The sequence below is a fragment of the Kordia periserrulae genome, from assembly GCF_003054265.1.
GTDB classification, from domain to species: Bacteria; Bacteroidota; Bacteroidia; order Flavobacteriales; family Flavobacteriaceae; genus Kordia; species Kordia periserrulae.
The window spans coordinates 1-17,531 of record NZ_QBKT01000011.1 but is presented as its reverse complement, the minus strand read 5'-3'; the positions used below and the strand labels follow the sequence as shown (position 1 = coordinate 17,531).

Here is a 17,531-nt window from a genome sequence, read left to right as displayed (position 1 = left end):
GATGAGGTTCTGGGTCAAGCCCAGAATGACGCAAGAACTTTTAAAGACAGTTTTTTTATTGAATAAAAAAAGCTTCTTATCGATAGCTTTTTTTGATAAATGCTTTTAATTGTTCCGTGTCACCATTAAAAACATCGGCGTCGTCTTGAAAACCATCTAAGTCGTAATTATCTGTTTTTTGCCAGAAGGTGAATCCTTTTGTTTTCCATGCACTTGGAATGTCCGGATTGGCTTTAGCATCGTAATCAGCAATCCAAAGCGGATAGTTGGCAAACATTTCATTATTCAGGTATTTATTGGCAAAACTTGTATTGGAGTAAATAATTGGAGTAGTATTGATGGTTTTATCAATTTCTTGTAACAGACTTAAAATACTTTCTTGCACATCTTCAACAGCGTAGCTTTTATCAATGCCGCTTTGTTCGATGTCAATAATAGGCGGAATGTCAGTAGGTTCTAAGCCTTTTAGTGTATTTAAAAAATGTTCGGCTTGATCTTTTGGGCTGTCCGAACTGATATAGAAATGATAGGCACCTCTAATAAATCCTTTTTCTTTAATAGTGTTCCAGTTTTGAGAAAAATTAGGATCCGTATAGGTAATTCCTTCGGTAGCTTTACAAATGATGAATTGCAAAGCTTCTTTTTTCATGTTTAGCACATCTGCTTCATCACCTTGATACTTTGAAATATCAATTCCATACGCTGGAAATTTATAGGTATTTCTTTTGTTTACGGGTGTTTCTTTTGTGACCGTTTTTTCGTCAGATTTTTGTGTTTTATCTTCTTTTTTATCATTCGCGCAAGCGAAAACAAGTGAAAAACAAGCAATTGCTATTACTTTATGAAAATGCTTCTTCATGATTTGAAATTTAGGTACTGGATTTTGCCACAAATTAGCGCAATTTCTTTTCCAATCAAAATATCATTTGTGTTAATGTGAATGAGAAATTGAGTGTTTTCCGCCATAGCGTCACTTTTAAAATTAGTAAAAATGCCATTTTGACATTAAAAAATAGATAAAAATGTCAAAATGACAGTAAAATACAGTTGGAATACTGTTTGCCTTATACAAAGCGTATTCAAAACAGCATACATATAAAAACTGAAAATTAAACTTAAAAAAAACAAATACAATGAACTTAGTAAAAAGAAGAAACACAGATTTACCATCAATTTTTGACGAATTATTTCAAACAGATTGGTTTGGCGGAACGATGAATCCAATTGCAAATCGTGGAAACATTCCTGCGGTGAATATTAAAGAAACGGAAGATGATTTTTCATTAGAAGTTGCGGCACCAGGAAAAACAAAAGAAGATTTTCAACTTTCACTCGATCATGATGTGTTAACCATTAGTACAGAAGATAAGAAAGAAGAAACAACTAAAGAAGATAATTATACGCGTAGAGAGTTTAGTTACGCAGCGTTTCAACGTTCTTTTAAATTGCCACAGGCAGTAAATAAAGAGGAAATCAACGCTACCTATACCAACGGAATTTTACATGTTACCTTGCCAAAACGTGAGGAAGATAAAGTAAAACCAAAGCGTTTGATTGAGATTTCATAACAATATATAGTAGTTACCTAAAGCTACTAAAGATTTTCATAATAATTATTTAGGATTGGTTAGTTAATGGAAAAAGGGTTCGTCAAGCAATTGGCGAGCCTTTTTTAATGCAACTATTTTAAGAATACTAAAGAACAATAGTTTTTCAAAGGATTTTCATTATGTGAAGAGTAAATATGATATATAAAGGTTAATGTGTTGAATTTTAACAGCTTATGTTTTTAGTTATAGGTGAGATTTCATAAAGTGTCACAGATGTTTCTTTTTTTATGTTGTTGACTATGATAGATTTGAATTGTAAACATAAAACGCTATTTACGATGAAAAAAAAGCAATTACATCAGTTTTCAATCAAAAAAGTAACTATTGCCAATCTAAAAGGTGGAAATAGTCAACAAGGAGGCGCATTGCCTGTGAATACGGATAATACCTGTACGAATCCGGAGCCAATACACACGCAAGGATGTTATTCCAATCAAATTTGTCCTGTTGAGCCTATTAAAGAGCATACATTAAAACCTATTCCTGTAGATCCATCTGACGCTTCAGATTGCTTCTGTTATCCTTGATTAAAAAATTGGATACGTATTTATAAAACAAAAGCTGCCTAAGAAGTTAGGCAGCTTGTTTGTTGTTTTTCTGTATGATGAAAAAGCTTAGTTTTTCTTTACATATTTGGTCAAAATCACAATGTGCTGACCGTTTACACGACCTTCTATATGTTCGGCATTGTCGTGAACCAATGAAATATTTCGGACTGCCGTACCGCGTTTTGCGACAAAATTGGCACCTTTTACATTCAAATCTTTGATTAACACAACATTATCGCCCGCTTGCAATTGCGCGCCATTTGCGTCCAAATGTTTGATAGCATTTTCTTTGTCTTCCGCTTCTCCCGTAGCAGCTGCCCATGCCATATCGTCTTCGTCGAAATACATCATATCGAGCAAATCTTGCGGCCAGCCTTCGTGTTTTAAACGATGCAACATACGCCAAGCCACAATTTGTACTGCTTTCACTTCGCTCCACATACTATCATTCAAACAGCGCCAGTGATTGGCATCCATCGTTTCAGGATTTTCTATTTGTGAAATACAGGTTTCACATGCGTAGATAGATTTTTCTAAAGCTTCGTTGTGATTTGGCGGTACGTGATACATGGCCAGTTTTTCAGTAGCAGTACACAATTCGCAGGCATTGCCACTTCGTTTTTGAATCGCTCGTTCAATACTCATGATGATTGTTTGGAATTTGAAGCAAAAGTAGCTTTTTCATTCAAAAATAAAAGTAGATAGCCGTTTTTATTTCTGCTCTTCTACGGTGAGTTCAAAAGTTGAGCTGAGTGTTTTTCCGCTTAGTGCGTCTTTTAGTTGAAAATTACACGTTACAGGATTTGGGATGTCTTTATCGGTGATTTCGATTAAAACGTACAATTGTTGTTTTAAATCTTTTGCGCTGACAGAATTGGGAAGTAGATTGTCGTTTTCCACAATAAGTCTGTCATTTGCGTCTACCAAATTCATAGAAGCGATGATACTCGCATTGCCGTCTTCATCCACATTATATCCTTCTAAGTTTTCTAGGATTAGGTATACTTTTTCATTTGTTTTTATGACATTGTTGGTAATAGCGATATCACGCGGCAACGAATACAAATACTGAATATCATAGGTAAACCCGTCAGCTTTTGTCTTTAGTTCAGGATTATTAATGATTTTAAACGACTTTTTCCAATGGTAATAGTTATCATTTTTGGTGTCTGAAATGTTTACGGAAACAAGATAATCATTTTCTGGAAGCATAGGTCTGGCAAAGGTCACTTCTGAAAATAAAGACAGCTCTTCTTTCGTAATACCTTCTTTATCAAAAAATTCAGGGATGGAAAATACCGTATCGCCACTTTTGGACATCACATGGATGTCCATTTTTGGATATGCTCGATTATCTTCAAATGTTAATCCTTTAAAATTATCGTAAGTAAATGTGACTTTTTCGCCATAATTGAAAGTGGTTTCTGTGAGTGTTCCAGCGTAATTAGACATTTCAATGCCATCGCAGGAAAGTCCTTTATTGTCTACAGTTACATTTTGTAGGTATTCTTTTTTCTTAAAGCATGAACAAAGGAAGTAGCAGGATAGTACTACAAACAGTAATTTGGTTGGTTTCATGGTTGTTGGTAATGGTAAATAAGTTGATTTTTGACTGTATGTTTCCTAAAAATAGTTCAATTTCTATCAATTTGTAGTTGCGATTGAAAATATTAAGGAAACTAGTTAGTTTCGTTCTTTTCGTTTGGAAGTCGTTGGTGTCGATTTTGGCTTGGGTTTTTCACCTTTTTTCGGCATTGGTCCGCGCATGTGTATGACCAAACCATTAAGGAAATTACGCAATATTTGATCGCCGCAGTTTTTATATTTTGGATGGTCTTCGTTACGGAAAAATGCACCAAGTTCACTTTTGGAGATTCGGAAATCTACCAATTCTAATATTTTTACAATATCGTCGTCACGCAGCTTCAAAGCCACGCGAAGTTTCTTAAAAATGTCGTTGTTTGTTAATGCCATATCGCAAAGATAGGTTTTTTTGGTTTTGGGTGTTAGGTTTTAGGTTGCTTTGCTTTTAGTTTTTTGTTGTTCGTTAATTTTAAAAACGTATTTAACATTCAACATAAAAAAAAGTCTATCGTTAGATAGACTTTTTACTTCATTAAGGAATTAAATATATAGATATTAAATTACTTTCACGTTCACTGCGTTTAATCCTTTGCGACCTTCTGTTAATTCGAATTCAACTTCATCTCCTTGGCGAACTTCGTCGATTAATCCAGAAATGTGTACAAAATGTTCTTTGTTTGAACCTTCCTCAACGATAAATCCAAAACCTTTTGTGTCGTTGAAGAATTTTACTGTTCCTTTACTCATTGTAATAAATTTAAATAATTGTTTTAATGAAACAAATATACTATCTAATTCTACGCAATGCGTCAATTTGTGCGACTTTTTTTAAATAGTTACAATTATTTAATATTGAAGGAATTAACTTTTGTATGCAAGTCCGCATGTTTAGTGCGTTTTTTGAAAAAAAAATTACAAGTAGATTTTTTTAAATTTGATTAATTTTTTTGCGATTTGAGAAATAAATAGTGTTTGCACTGTGTTTTTTTAGTAATATTTAATGTCTGAAACCTTCATAATTTAATAGAATAGTATCAAAATTGTTACAATTTCTCCTGCAACACCTTAATCTCATCACGGAATTTTGCAGCATCCATAAAGTTCAATTCTTTGGCAGCCACTTCCATAGCTTTTCGTTTTTCGCGAATGAGCTTTTCTATTTGCGCTTTGGTCAAATATTCCATATCAGGTTCTGCGGCAGCTTTCGTTTCAATCGTATCTTCCCATGCGAGACTTTCATCTTTGCTCAACGCATTGTTCAACGATTTGTTCAAACCAGTTGGAACGATGTTGTGTTCCGCATTATACGCAATTTGTTTTTCTCTTCGATACGTAGTTTCATCAATGGTTTTTTGCATGCTATTCGTGATTTTATCCGCATACATAATCGCTTTTCCATTTACATTTCTTGCGGCTCTACCTACGGTTTGTGTCAACGAGCGATTGCTTCGCAAGAATCCTTCTTTATCCGCATCCAAAATCGCGACGAGTGATACTTCTGGTAAATCCAATCCTTCACGTAATAAATTCACACCAATCAACACATCAAACAATCCTTTTCGTAAACCCTGCATAATTTGTACACGTTCTAGCGTATCTACATCACTGTGAATATAACGACAACGAATTTGAATTCGCGACAAATATTTTGTCAACTCTTCCGCCATACGCTTCGTCAAGGTTGTGACCAACACACGTTCGTCTTTTTCAGTTCGCTGGTGAATTTCTTCCACCAAATCGTCAATTTGATTCAAACTTGGACGCACTTCAATGACCGGATCCAATAATCCTGTTGGACGAATGACTTGTTCCACATACACACCATCCGTTTTGTGTAATTCGTAATCGGCAGGCGTGGCACTTACATAAATCACTTGATTTTGAATGGCTTCAAATTCTTCAAATTTTAACGGTCGGTTGTCCATCGCAGCAGGCAAACGGAAACCGTATTCTACCAAATTTTCTTTTCTACTTCTATCACCACCATACATCGCATGTACTTGCGAAACCGTTACGTGACTTTCATCAACAACCATTAAATAGTCATCTGGAAAATAATCCAACAAACAGAACGGACGCGTTCCTGGCGCACGACCATCCAAATATCTTGAATAGTTTTCAATTCCCGAACAATAGCCCAATTCACGAATCATTTCCAAGTCAAAATTCGTGCGTTCTTCCAAGCGTTTTGCTTCTAAATGTTTGCCAATTTCTTTAAAATAATCGACTTGCTTCACCATATCTTCTTGAATTTGATGAATGGCATTTTGCAACACTTCTGGCGAAGTTACAAACATATTTGCAGGATAAATATTGAGTGTATTGTATTTTTCGAGGACGGTATTGGTACCTGGATCAAACGATTCTATTTCTTCAATTTCATCCCCAAAAAAGTGAATTCTAAAGGCAAAATCGGCATAGCCAGGAAACACATCCACCACATCACCTTTTACACGAAATGAACCATGTAAAAAATCTGCCGTAGTTCGCGAATAGAGACTTTGCACCAAGCGATGTAATAATTTCGTTCTAGAAATCACTTGGTCACGCTCCAATTTGATGACATTTTTCTGAAACTCCACAGGATTTCCAATACCGTACAAACACGAAACCGACGCAATCACAATCACGTCGCGGCGACCTGAAAGTAGGGAAGATGTTGTACTCAAACGCAATTTTTCAATTTCTTCGTTGATGGACAAGTCTTTTTCTATATACGTTCCCGAAGTCGGAATGTAGGCTTCTGGTTGGTAATAATCATAGTAGGACACAAAATATTCTACGGCATTATTCGGAAAAAACTGCTTGAATTCTGAGTATAATTGTGCTGCCAACGTTTTGTTGTGAGCCAAAATCAGGGTTGGTTTTTCCACACGTTCAATCACATTGGCAATGGTAAAGGTTTTTCCCGAGCCTGTAACTCCTAAGAGTGTTTGGTATTTTTCGTCAGCTTCAATTCCCGAAGTAAGTTGTTCAATGGCTTGTGGTTGGTCGCCTGTAGGTGCAAAATCAGATACAATTTTAAATTTCATAGAATGTTGTGTGCTTTGTTTTGGGCGTTCCCACAACTGTTCATTTCGATTGCCTCAATGTACAGTTACGGTCGCGCTATTCGCGTTACATGGTAACTTGCTGCTATCGCTAACGCATATCATACAAAAATACGGAAAAGGAGTGAGGTAATCGTATCTTATACGGTTTTGTAGTCTATGCTTTTTCAACTTTGAACATTTAAAAAATATTACTTCCCTTTTTGCAAGTATTTCTTCGGAATCTTCACCGTATCTGTTTCAAACGTCCAAATCATGTTGGCAATCCACCAACGATTTTCAAGATAAACCAATTGATAACTATTGATGCCTTTCTGTGTGTTTTCTTCAGAATCGGAGCCTTTGAAACTTTGAAATACATTGGCAATTCCATTGAACTCGTTTACCACTTTGCCAATTTCTTTTTCTTCAAAACCTTGTTCATAATAGCTGTCTTTCAAAGATGCTATAAAATCGTCTAAACTTACCGTTTCAAATGGATTTGGATAACTTTTGTCGGGTGCGCGAACACTAAAAGTAGCGTTTGTTAGAAATAGTTTTCTTAGTGATTCCGTGTCAATCGTTTCGCCTTTTTCAACAGAAAGTAATTGTAGCATTCGTGTTAAAACTCCATCAATGGTTTTTACGGCTTCTGCATGTGGTATTTTTTGGTTTTGCGCAAAGCTATTAATTGAGAAACCTAAAAAAAGGATAATTATTAACTGCTTCATTGAAGTAATTTTAAAGTGAATTGCTCTAAAATACTAAAAGTCAGGGTTCCTAGTTCTTCATATGCTATTTTTGAGATAGATTTAACAGAAAGCTTCGCATAAAATACATTATCGCTTCAACGTAAAATGTCCTTTCACATCAAAAGAGTCAGGCCCATCTTTGATTTCGGCTAAAAACCAATAATCACTCGATGGCATTCTGCGGCCTCTGTACGTTCCATCCCAACCTGGATCGGTGGCACGAAGCGTTTTTAACAATTTTCCATAACGGTCAAAAATATACACGACAGAATTCGGCAAGGTTTCTATACCGATAATGTGCCATGTGTCGTTATAACCATCGTTGTTCGGTGTGACGAATTTGATATAATCAATCACTACGACTTCTTCACTGACTTCCCCACAACCATTGATGTCAGCAACCGTTACCACATGATATCCAGGACCAACATATTCAAAAACGTTGGAAGTTTGCGGTGTTCCACCATCTAAAGAATAGACATAGTCACCATTTCCGCTTGCCGTTACCGTGATGACATTGTTTTCAGAAAAATTCACAACATCTACTTCCACAATGGTTGCCAACTCGGATTCGTTCACATCAAAACTATCGGTTGCCACACAGCCAAACGGACTTGTTACCGTTACCGAATAGGTTCCAGTCGTGATAATATCAATTGATGGTGTTATTTCTCCTGTAGACCACAAATAACTATTTCCAATTGTATTTCCTGCGGAAACTGTTAACGGAAGGTCGTTCAAACACAATGTGATGTCTTCTGGCAAGTTAATTACAGGCAACGGATGTACAATGGTCATAAAAGAAGTTGTAGCAAAGCATCCTGTTTGGTTGTTTTCAACACGTACATAAATGTTTTGTTCGTTAAATGCATTGTATAAAGGTGGCAACGGATTCACATCGTTTTGCGCATCTTCAATACTTACGTGATAACTTACTGTAAATAATCCTGGATTTTGCGCGCCAAGAATCGTTGCAGTTTGCGTAGAAAAGTCAAAGGTTTGTGTGGTGTTTGCATTGTCATCAATACACGCTTCCATGTCGCTTACAGGATTTGCAATAGGATTCGGAATCATCGTAATGTCAATACTTTGTACAAAATAGCAACCTGTAACATCGTCTTCCGCTCGCACAAAAATAGTTTCCGGATTTGACATATAGGTATAAATATCTGGAAGCGCATTGGTGTCGCTATCCGCTTCTGCTGCCGAATTGTAATACGATATCGTAATTCCTGTGCTATCGTCAATAATAATTTCTTCAATTTGATTCAAATCAACAGTTCCAGGTACTTCCGCATCACAAAAAGTTGCGGTTGGAACATTGTTCATTAACGGTGGTAAATTTACATTGAGTGTAAACGGAACAATGACATAACAACCCGAAATGGTATTGAATAAACGTACAAAAATTGGTTGCGGATTGTTACTGTTGGTATAATTTGTCGGATTTGCAATCGCATTAGCACCATTATCAGCATCATCTTGAGTTTCGTGATAGGTGATGACTACATTGTCTTGTCGAATGTTTAAGATAGAAAATTCAGCTTCCGTCAAGTCAAACACTACTTGCCCGTCATAATCTACATCACAAACCGTTACATCTGGCGCAGGATTGGCTTCTGGGACTTGAATAACATTCAAAGCGAAATCTGCTACCGTGATACATTCAGAATCGTTGGAGATTCGTGCATAAATGGCTTGTGGATTTACGGTGTTTGTAAACGTATCAGGAATAGGATTCGTGTTATTCTCAGCATCAGCTAAGGTTGTATAAAAGCTAATGGTGAGGTTTTGTGAAATTCCTGCAGCGATTTCATTGCGTGTTATGGACAAATCAAACGTACTTTCGCCGTCATTGCTGATGTCGTCACACACAAAAACATCTGTTGGATCGTTGTAAATAGGAGCAGGACTTACCTGAATGACAAATTCAGAAACGGCAAAACAATCTGGATCCGTATCATTTTCAATACGTACGTGAATGGTTTGCGGATTCGTTTGATTGGCATACGGAGCCGTTTTGTCAATTTCGTTGGTTTTATCGAGCGCATCTTGTGCGGTTGGATAGTAGAAAACCGTCATGTCAGTTTGCCCATTTAAAATTTCATCATCACGAGTTTCCATGATGAAATTCTCTGTTTCATCCGTATCTGTTTCACACAATTGATAAATGTCGGTGGCGGTCACTACAGGAACGGTGTTTACGATAATTGGTAATTCCACTCTAGCAAAACAGCCTGTTGTAGCATTTTCTACTCTAACATACGCTGAGGTAGTTCCTGTGCTATATGCCGTCGGATTCGTAATGATATCAGAATCGTTAAATACGCCACTTAATGTGGAATGATATGAGATGTCAATATTTGTCAAATCTGTAATGATTTCTGGGAGACTTTGCGTTAAATCAACATCCGCAATTCCATCAGTATCATCACAGATAAGAATCGTATTTGGTGTGTTTACATCTGGCGCAGGCAATACTTCCATCATAAAAGAACCAATATCAAAACAACCCGTATTACTATTTCTAAATCGGAAGAATATTTCTTGTGGATTACTAGTGTTTATAATTGGATCAGTAACCGCATTTACAGCAAAATTAGCATCACTAGCAGATAAAAAATAAATAACATCAAAATCAGTATTTGTACCTACAATATCAGGTGTAAAAGTTTGCAAATCTATATTGACAATTTCATCAGAATTTGTATCACACGTCGTTAATGTGCCAATATTTGGTGCTGGCGTAAAAGGATTTACAACCAAATTAAAAGAAGCAATATCTTCACAACCCGTATCTACATCGGTAAGTCGAATAAATATTTCCTGCGGATTTTCAGTATTTGCAAATGGAACCGTTATATCAATAGCGTTTACATTATTGTCGCGGTCATCTTCAGATAGAAAGTATTCGATTTGAACAAAAGATAAACTGTTTTGAATAGAGGCTGTAATTGTTTGAAAGTCAAAATTGAATATGCCATCGTTACTTGCATCATCACAACGATTGATATCTAAGATGTTTGTTGCAGTTAAGAGTGCGTTGGTGTGTACTGTAAATGGAGAAATCGCAAAACAGCCTGTAGCATCATCTACGACACGAATATACAACGATTGTTCTTCGGGATTTGTGTTGTTGAAAGCGGTCACATCTGGAATCGGATTTGCTCCTGTGGTAGCATCGTCCAAAGAAGTATGTACAGTAATGGTCACTCCTGTTAATCCAACCGTAGTATTGTTGATGATTTCGGTCAAATCAAACGATGCAAATCCATCATGTTCAGGGTCACAAGCATCTACTAAGTTTCTATCAGGAAACGTAAGCATTGGTGCTACACCGACATTAACCTCTAACGTGGTTTGGTTTACACAGCCAGTTTCGGTATTGACCACACGTACAAAAACGGTGTTGTTTGCTGCGCTATTGGTGTAATCGCCTATAATTGGGTTGATATTATTATCTGCATCACTTTGAGAGTTGTGATACGTAACACCATACACAGGATTCATGCCTGTAATTTCATCATTGCGAATCGTTAAGTTTATTTGCGAAATACCATCGCTGTTGTCGTCACAAATATCAATTGGTGTAGGTGTGTTTATTTGTGGGAGTTCATTCACAACCAAATTAAAACTTGTAAATGATAAACAACCATTATCGTTGTCCCAAACTCTCACAAAAACTTCTTGTGGTGATGTTGTGTTTGAAATTGTTGTTGCAAACGGATTGGTCTCGTTTTCGGCATCGTTCTGACTTGGATAATAGCTTATGGTATAATTTCCAGGTGGAACTTCGGCTAAGATTTCGGGTTCTTTGATGGTTAAATCGAAACTTTCCACACCATCATTGCCCGTGTTATCACAAAGCTCATAATCGGTAAGTGGTTCAATAGTTTGTGGCGTGTTGAGCGTTACTTGTACCGTATCTTCTATCACACACGTTTCCGTCCCCACAGGAATGGTAATTTCTACACGATACGATCCTGTTAATACAGCATCATGTGTTGTGTTGATGCTTCCAGGAATTGGTACACCATTTCGAAACCATTGATAAGTTGCCAGTGGATTCCCAATGTCTGCATTTAACAAATACGAATTGGCGCAAGTGGTAATATCGAGTCCTAAATCAACCGTAGCGTTAAAACTATTTCCTTCAATAAAAATCGCAGAATCCGCATTTTGATCGGTACCATCTGCCAAGACTAATTTGATATGATATTGCTGATTCGGAATTAAAGTTGCGGTTGCGGTTAAAACTGTTGTACGACCGTTGTAATTGGTGTCGCCTAAGTTGTAACCTTCGAAATATTCTTCATTTTCTGCTGGACAGAACCCTACAATTTCATCATGAATCACACTCGTACTCACAGGAATATTGGTACCTGGAACTACGGCAATATTGGTATATGGAGCGGTACTTCCTGTAGGTCTGATTAAAAAAGCAAAACTATCTGAAAATCGACACGGAAAATCTTCTGCATATTCTTCGGAAGCCAATAAATAATTAAAGCTAATTTGATTGGTCACAGCAATAAAGTCAAATTCAATAGACGTTGCATTCAGCGTATTATTTACGCCTAAAACTGCTTCCATATCAGGATCGGTTCCCCAATTGGTTGTTCCGCTGTTTAGAGGAATCGGATCTAAGCCATTTCCTGCTTCAGATGCGCGTCCGGTAGTCAACACCAAACCATTGGCAAAAGGAAAATTGGAACCACTTTGACTAAAAGCAGCATAACTGTTAAAGCCATCAATATTTCCATTAATAGTTGAGCTAACGTTAGAAATTTCAACACAACCTTGCACCAACTGTTCTACGAGTTGTTGGAGCGTAAACGATTCGTTGGTAGTTACCTGTTGTGCAGAAACTATTTGGTAGGCACAAATAGCAAAAAGCGTTAGGAATACTTTTTTCATGAGTGGTATGGGGTTAAGTCGTCATATATAACAACAAAAATGGGCAGTTTTTATTGTTTGTATTTTTGGCTATTTTTAATACACAACAAATATATGTATAATTTAAAGCCTTAAAAATTATTTTTAGTACGTACGACTTATTTTAAAATTAGCAATTCATCTCTACTAAAATACAGAAAATCAAGGATATTCGTTTTATGATTGCTTAATTATTCTGTAAATAAACCCAACCTGTGTAGGTTTGTTCCAGTAATAAAGGACTTGCCAGCGTATTTTCGTCATTTAAATACAGCACATAAAAGTACGTTCCTGTAGGAAGTTTTTTATTTTTTGGCGTGCCTCTGTTGGCAAAACCATTCCAGCGCGGCGTATTTCTGTCGCCTTTATAAATAAGTGTGCCGTACCTGTTATAAATGTGAAGGATGTGATTTGGATGTGCTTCCAGATTGAGAATATTAAAAACATCATTTTTTCCGTCGTCATTGGGGGAAAAACCGTTGGGAATGTAAATTTCACAATCTTCAACAATCAACTCAAAACTTGTGGCAACAATGCATCCAAAAGTATTTTCAACAGTCACAAAAATGGTTTGTGGATTGGAACTATTAAGATACGCTGTAGGATTTGTAATTTCATCTTGAAACGTTCCGTCAGCATTTGCCGTTTCGTAATAGGAAAACGTTAGGTTTGAAGCCGGACTTATAGTTTCTTCATTAAATGTCAAATCGAAAGGAACACTTTCAGTTTCATCCAATCGGCAAGCTTCTAAATCTTCTGGCTGCGTGACTTCGGGACTTTCTAAAATAACCAATTCAAAATTGCCAATGGAGCTACAAAGTGACGTATTGTGAATGACTTTTATAAAAATTTCTGCGGGATAATTTGCATTACTATACGCAGTAACATTGGTAATGCTATTCGTACTGTTTGAAGCATCTTGCAGCGTTTCGTAATATTCAAAAGTAAAAATGGCACTGTTGAATAGCGCTTCTTGTGTTGTCAAATCAAATTCAAAAAAAGCCTCCGTATCACACAATTCTAAATTAGGCAACAGCGGAATTTCAGGTGAAGTAGGCAAGGTGACATTTTGAACAAACGTATTGTTATCTTCGTTAGTTTCATCAACAGTTCCTGCGCCAGTTCCGTCATCGTCAACAACAATCAATAATTCAAAAGTATCAGGAATATTCGCGGGAATGCTAACAGTAATCGTTTGCTGTGTGCTTCCGCCAATAGGAAGTGCCACTTGCGTAGTAGTTGTCGCGATTAAAATTCCATCTGCATAGAAAGCAATAGGTGTATTTTGTGGTAATGCGGCGGTACTATTGGTATTAAAAACGGTATATGTAATGTCAATATCACGCACATCACATTCATCTTCAATATTGTCAATTACAACCGTAGCATCTGGAAGTTGACTGTTTAAGACAGTAATTATGTTGTTAATCATCACAAAATCCTGTCCAGAAGTCAAGGAAATCGTCGCTTCTGTATCGCCAATATTGATATTATTCTGAATATTATAAAAATCAATATCCATGTTATATAAATCAGTCGCGCCTGTAAAACTATTGGTTCCGTTAAAAGCATTGTCAGGCGGATTCAGCGGAAAGTTTGAAATAATAGTACCATTCACACGCAACGATTCGTTTACGCTCAATGCTTGATCACCTTCCCAAGCAATAAAACCGATTTTAGCGCCCATATTGTCAAAAACGTTGAGGTTGTCGAGCGTAATTTCCAACTCGTCAGGTACACTTTCCAAACCGTCGTACACATTCAGTTGATTCAATGGAAGCGCTAGATTTTCATAAATTACCGTAATTGCCCAACCGCCAAAATTTGTTCCTGTCGGACAATACGGATCAATGACAGAAGTCAAGTCAAACTCACTCACAGTGTACAATCCATTGCCTTCTGCTTGCACAATATCCGTTACGTCTGCAAAAGCCGCAAAAAAGGTGCGATTTCCTGTCAAGGCATCACTAAAGGTGCGTTCTGCGGTGACGGGAATTCCATTCAATTCAATCTCAAAATCACCATCATCAGAACCAGCCCAATACAAATACGCCGCCACCATCGTTTGGTCAGAAGCAAGATTCAAACTAGCACTCGAACTCGTGTTGATTGTACAAGCTCCCGTAGGGCCATTTTCTACTACATTTAGCGTATTTCCTAAAGCGGTATAATCAAAGCGACCGTTAAATTGTTGAAAAAGTGAAATATCTTGGGCAGTCGCTTGAAGTGCATAAAATAAACAAGCTAAAAACAGAAAAATACGTATGTAAGTTTGTTTATTCACACTCGGTTGATTTATGCTTGAAAGTACTAAAATAGTGTCTAATAAAAAAACCGAAGATTGATTCTTCGGTTTTTGGTGTATGGTGTATGTTTTTTTGGTATAAATTATCTCTTCAAAGTAAAATGATTGATAAATTCTTTTGGTGTTCCATCGAATGGATCTACGTATTCTACTCTAAACCAGTAATCCTGTGATGGCATTGGCGAACCGTTGTAAGTTCCATCCCAGCCTGGTCCTGCTGGACTGATTTGTTTGAGCAGTTTTCCATATCGGTCAAAGATGTAAATCTTCGCGCCTGGCTGATTCCGCAGTCCAATGATGTTCCACGTCGGATGGTACTCATCGCCGTTTGGTGTGAAGAATTTCATGTAATCTATCAGTTCAAAGCCTCTGATAAGCTCTCCACATCCGTTGGTATCTCTCACAGTAATGGTATGTTCGCCTGGTGCTAGGTCTAAAAACTCTCCTGTTGCTTGCCAATCTCCATCATCTAGTTGGTATTCATACACGCCCGAACCGCCTGAGGCTGTCGCTATCACATTGTGACTGCTTGCAAAAGCTGGTGTAGTGATTTGTATGTCTAATACCGATGGTGCTGAAGACGCCTGATACGTCACACTATCACTATAGGTACAACTGGTGGTAAAGTTGTTGTCTGTAATGGTTAAACTATAAGTTCCTGCAGTGGTTACTGCCACCGTTGGCGAGTTGGCTGTTCCGTTTGGTGTGGTCCAGCTATAACTGTAGCCTGCACCTAAGTCTACGCCAATCATTGGTCCGTCAGTAGTGGTTCCTGTATCGGCATCCACACACAAAATATCGTCTGCTGGTAGGGTAAATACCGGAAGTGCGTTGACTTGTAATGTCACTAGCACTGGGTCGGATAAACAGCCTGTAATGGTTTGTCTTACCCTCGCATAAAGCGTCTGTGGATTGGACGTATTTACATAGCTAGTTGCATTGGCTATCGCATTGATATCACTATCCGCATCCATGGCGGTTTCATAATACGAGACTGCCATATTTAACTGTCCTGCGATGATTTCTGCATCCAAACTGGTAAGGTCAAATACCGCTGTATTTGGGTCTGTTTCATCTGTGGCACATACCTCATAGGTTGCTGGCGCAGTTGCCGTTGGTATCGGTTCTACACTGAGCTCTAAACTTGCAATGTTATTGGTGTTCACACAGCCTGTAGCGGTGTTTTCCACGCGGATAAACACTGTTTGTGGGTCGGTCATATTTTCAAAACCGTTTACTAACGCTCCTGTGCCTGCCAAAGCTTCTGCTACCGTTGGATGATAGGTCACTGTAAAGTTGTTTATATCTTGTGGAGGTGTAAGCAAATCTAACGAAGCCGTTACTTCATCCCAGTTAAACTGTCCTACATTATCATTGTCATACTCGCAGAAGACATAGGTGAATGCTGTACTGGTTAGTTCTGGTAGCGAATGAACGATTACAGGCAGTTCTACTACCTTGTAACATGGTTCCATATTGCTGTCTATCTGAATGTCACTCTCCACTCTCACATAGATGATTACTTGTCCGTTTTCGTTGGCAGTTGCCATATCTACCGCATGCATGGTTGGGTCTACAATCGGATTGTTGTCCATCTCTGCATCTTCTAATGTGGTGTGATAGCTTACTGTAACATTGCTTTCATTGTTGACAATTTCTGCCTCAGCTTGCGTCAAATCAAACACTAAAATACCGTTGGTTGCATCTCCATCACTATCATCATCACATGCTTCTAAAAGGGTTGGCATGGTGTTCGGTGTTGGAATTGGAAGTACTCTTAGTGTCATGGTGATATCAGTCGTACAACCTGCACTGTTTGTGGCTCTTATGTAAAGCGTCTGCGGATTGCTGATGTTTTGATACCCTGTTGGGTCTGTAATTGGCGTATCTGCATTTAAGTCTGCAAGTGAGGCGTAATAGGTCAGAGTTAAACTGGTATCACCGCCAGTGATTTCGGTGTACTTATCTGTTAAGTCAAAACTACTGATTTCATCACTCTCATCACCACTTTCTAAATCATCACAAAGTGAGAAAGCTGTTGGTTGTACTAGTACTGGTGGTGGTACTACAATAATCTCAAAGCTTCCAATGGCAAAACAGTCGGTAGTGTTGTCTTCTAAACGTACCCAGATGGTTTGCTGATTGGCTGTGGTGTTGATATAATCACTTGGAGTGACAATTGGTGATACATCATCGATGGCATCTTGCTCACTCTCATGATAGGTTAGTGTAAAGTTTCCTGGTGTTTGGCCGCCATAGATTTGCATTTGCGTTACTGTTAAATCAAACATAGCAAAGCCGTCTAAACTTGCGGCATCGTCACAGACTTCTACATCATCGATGTTGATTGGCATCACAGGAATTGGAATCACATTGATTTGTAATGGCGTTACTGTAAAACAGCCAGTGACTGTATTGGTTGCCAGTACATAGATGGTTTGACTGTCCATGACAATATTGGTGTAAGGACTGCTCAGTGCATTTAAGTTATTGTTGGCATCTTCTGCGCTCTCGTGGAAGCTGTAGACTACATCTGGCTCGTTGTTGACTATGTCATTCACTAGCATGTCTAAGTCGGTCGCTACAAAACCGTCATTGTCATCATCACAGGTATCGGCTGAAAGCATTTCATTAACATTGAGTGTTGGACTTGGTAGTGGATTGACTCTGATGTCAAAGGTAATGGTGTTTTGACAGCCTGTGGTATCGTTGGTAGCCAGTACAAAGATGGTTTGTACCCCTAATTCTTCATTGGCATACGCCGCTGG

At 37.8% G+C, this 17,531-nt stretch carries 12 protein-coding genes; 2 read left to right on the top strand and 10 right to left on the bottom strand.

The genetic code is table 11. From position 1 onward, the window contains the following. Positions 1-76 precede the first annotated feature (76 nt). Positions 77-859: a glycoside hydrolase family 25 protein gene (locus tag C8N46_RS17870; protein WP_108116478.1), complete on the bottom strand. Its 783-nt coding sequence runs from the start codon at positions 857-859 to the stop codon at positions 77-79. 274 nt (positions 860-1,133) lie between these two features. On the opposite strand from C8N46_RS17870, the gene C8N46_RS17865 reads away from it, so the two are divergent. Next, positions 1,134-1,568, top strand: a complete 435-nt coding sequence (locus C8N46_RS17865) for an Hsp20/alpha crystallin family protein (RefSeq protein ID WP_108116477.1) — start codon at positions 1,134-1,136, stop codon at positions 1,566-1,568. 320 nt (positions 1,569-1,888) lie between these two features. Further along, positions 1,889-2,137 (top strand): hypothetical protein, encoded by a 249-nt coding sequence (locus tag C8N46_RS17860; RefSeq protein ID WP_146169873.1) that lies wholly within the window; start codon positions 1,889-1,891, stop codon positions 2,135-2,137. Between the two features lie 87 nt (positions 2,138-2,224). Here the strand turns inward: C8N46_RS17860 and C8N46_RS17855 are convergent, their stop codons facing one another. From C8N46_RS17855 to C8N46_RS17815, 9 genes are all read right to left on the bottom strand, one after another. Then, the gene (locus tag C8N46_RS17855) at positions 2,225-2,803 is read right to left on the bottom strand and encodes a PhnA domain-containing protein (RefSeq protein WP_108116475.1); all 579 of its coding nucleotides are present in this window, start codon (positions 2,801-2,803) and stop codon (positions 2,225-2,227) included. A 66-nt stretch (positions 2,804-2,869) separates the two neighbouring features. Next, complete coding sequence (locus C8N46_RS17850) at positions 2,870-3,736, bottom strand: Wzt carbohydrate-binding domain-containing protein (protein ID WP_108116474.1); 867 nt, start codon at positions 3,734-3,736, stop codon at positions 2,870-2,872. Positions 3,737-3,841: 105 nt separating this feature from the next. Then, positions 3,842-4,132, bottom strand: a complete 291-nt coding sequence (locus tag C8N46_RS17845; protein ID WP_108116473.1) for a DUF1456 family protein — start codon at positions 4,130-4,132, stop codon at positions 3,842-3,844. Between the two features lie 165 nt (positions 4,133-4,297). After that, positions 4,298-4,489, bottom strand: a complete 192-nt coding sequence (locus C8N46_RS17840) for a cold-shock protein (protein ID WP_108116472.1) — start codon at positions 4,487-4,489, stop codon at positions 4,298-4,300. A gap of 296 nt (positions 4,490-4,785) precedes the next feature. Then, entirely contained in the window at positions 4,786-6,774 is a 1,989-nt protein-coding gene (uvrB, locus tag C8N46_RS17835; protein WP_108116471.1) for an excinuclease ABC subunit UvrB, read from the bottom strand. Positions 6,775-6,983: 209 nt separating this feature from the next. Continuing rightward, entirely contained in the window at positions 6,984-7,502 is a 519-nt protein-coding gene (locus C8N46_RS17830; RefSeq protein WP_170110101.1) for a hypothetical protein, read from the bottom strand. Positions 7,503-7,610: 108 nt separating this feature from the next. Next, positions 7,611-12,440, bottom strand: coding sequence for a T9SS type B sorting domain-containing protein (locus C8N46_RS17825; protein ID WP_108116470.1), 4,830 nt, complete (start codon positions 12,438-12,440; stop codon positions 7,611-7,613). Positions 12,441-12,645: 205 nt separating this feature from the next. Beyond that, a complete protein-coding gene (locus C8N46_RS20655) occupies positions 12,646-14,742 on the bottom strand; it encodes a T9SS type B sorting domain-containing protein (RefSeq protein ID WP_158269197.1) in 2,097 nt (698 codons plus the stop codon). Between the two features lie 104 nt (positions 14,743-14,846). Beyond that, positions 14,847-17,531: T9SS type B sorting domain-containing protein (locus C8N46_RS17815; RefSeq protein ID WP_146169872.1), on the bottom strand; the 2,685-nt coding region annotated here is incomplete at its 5' end.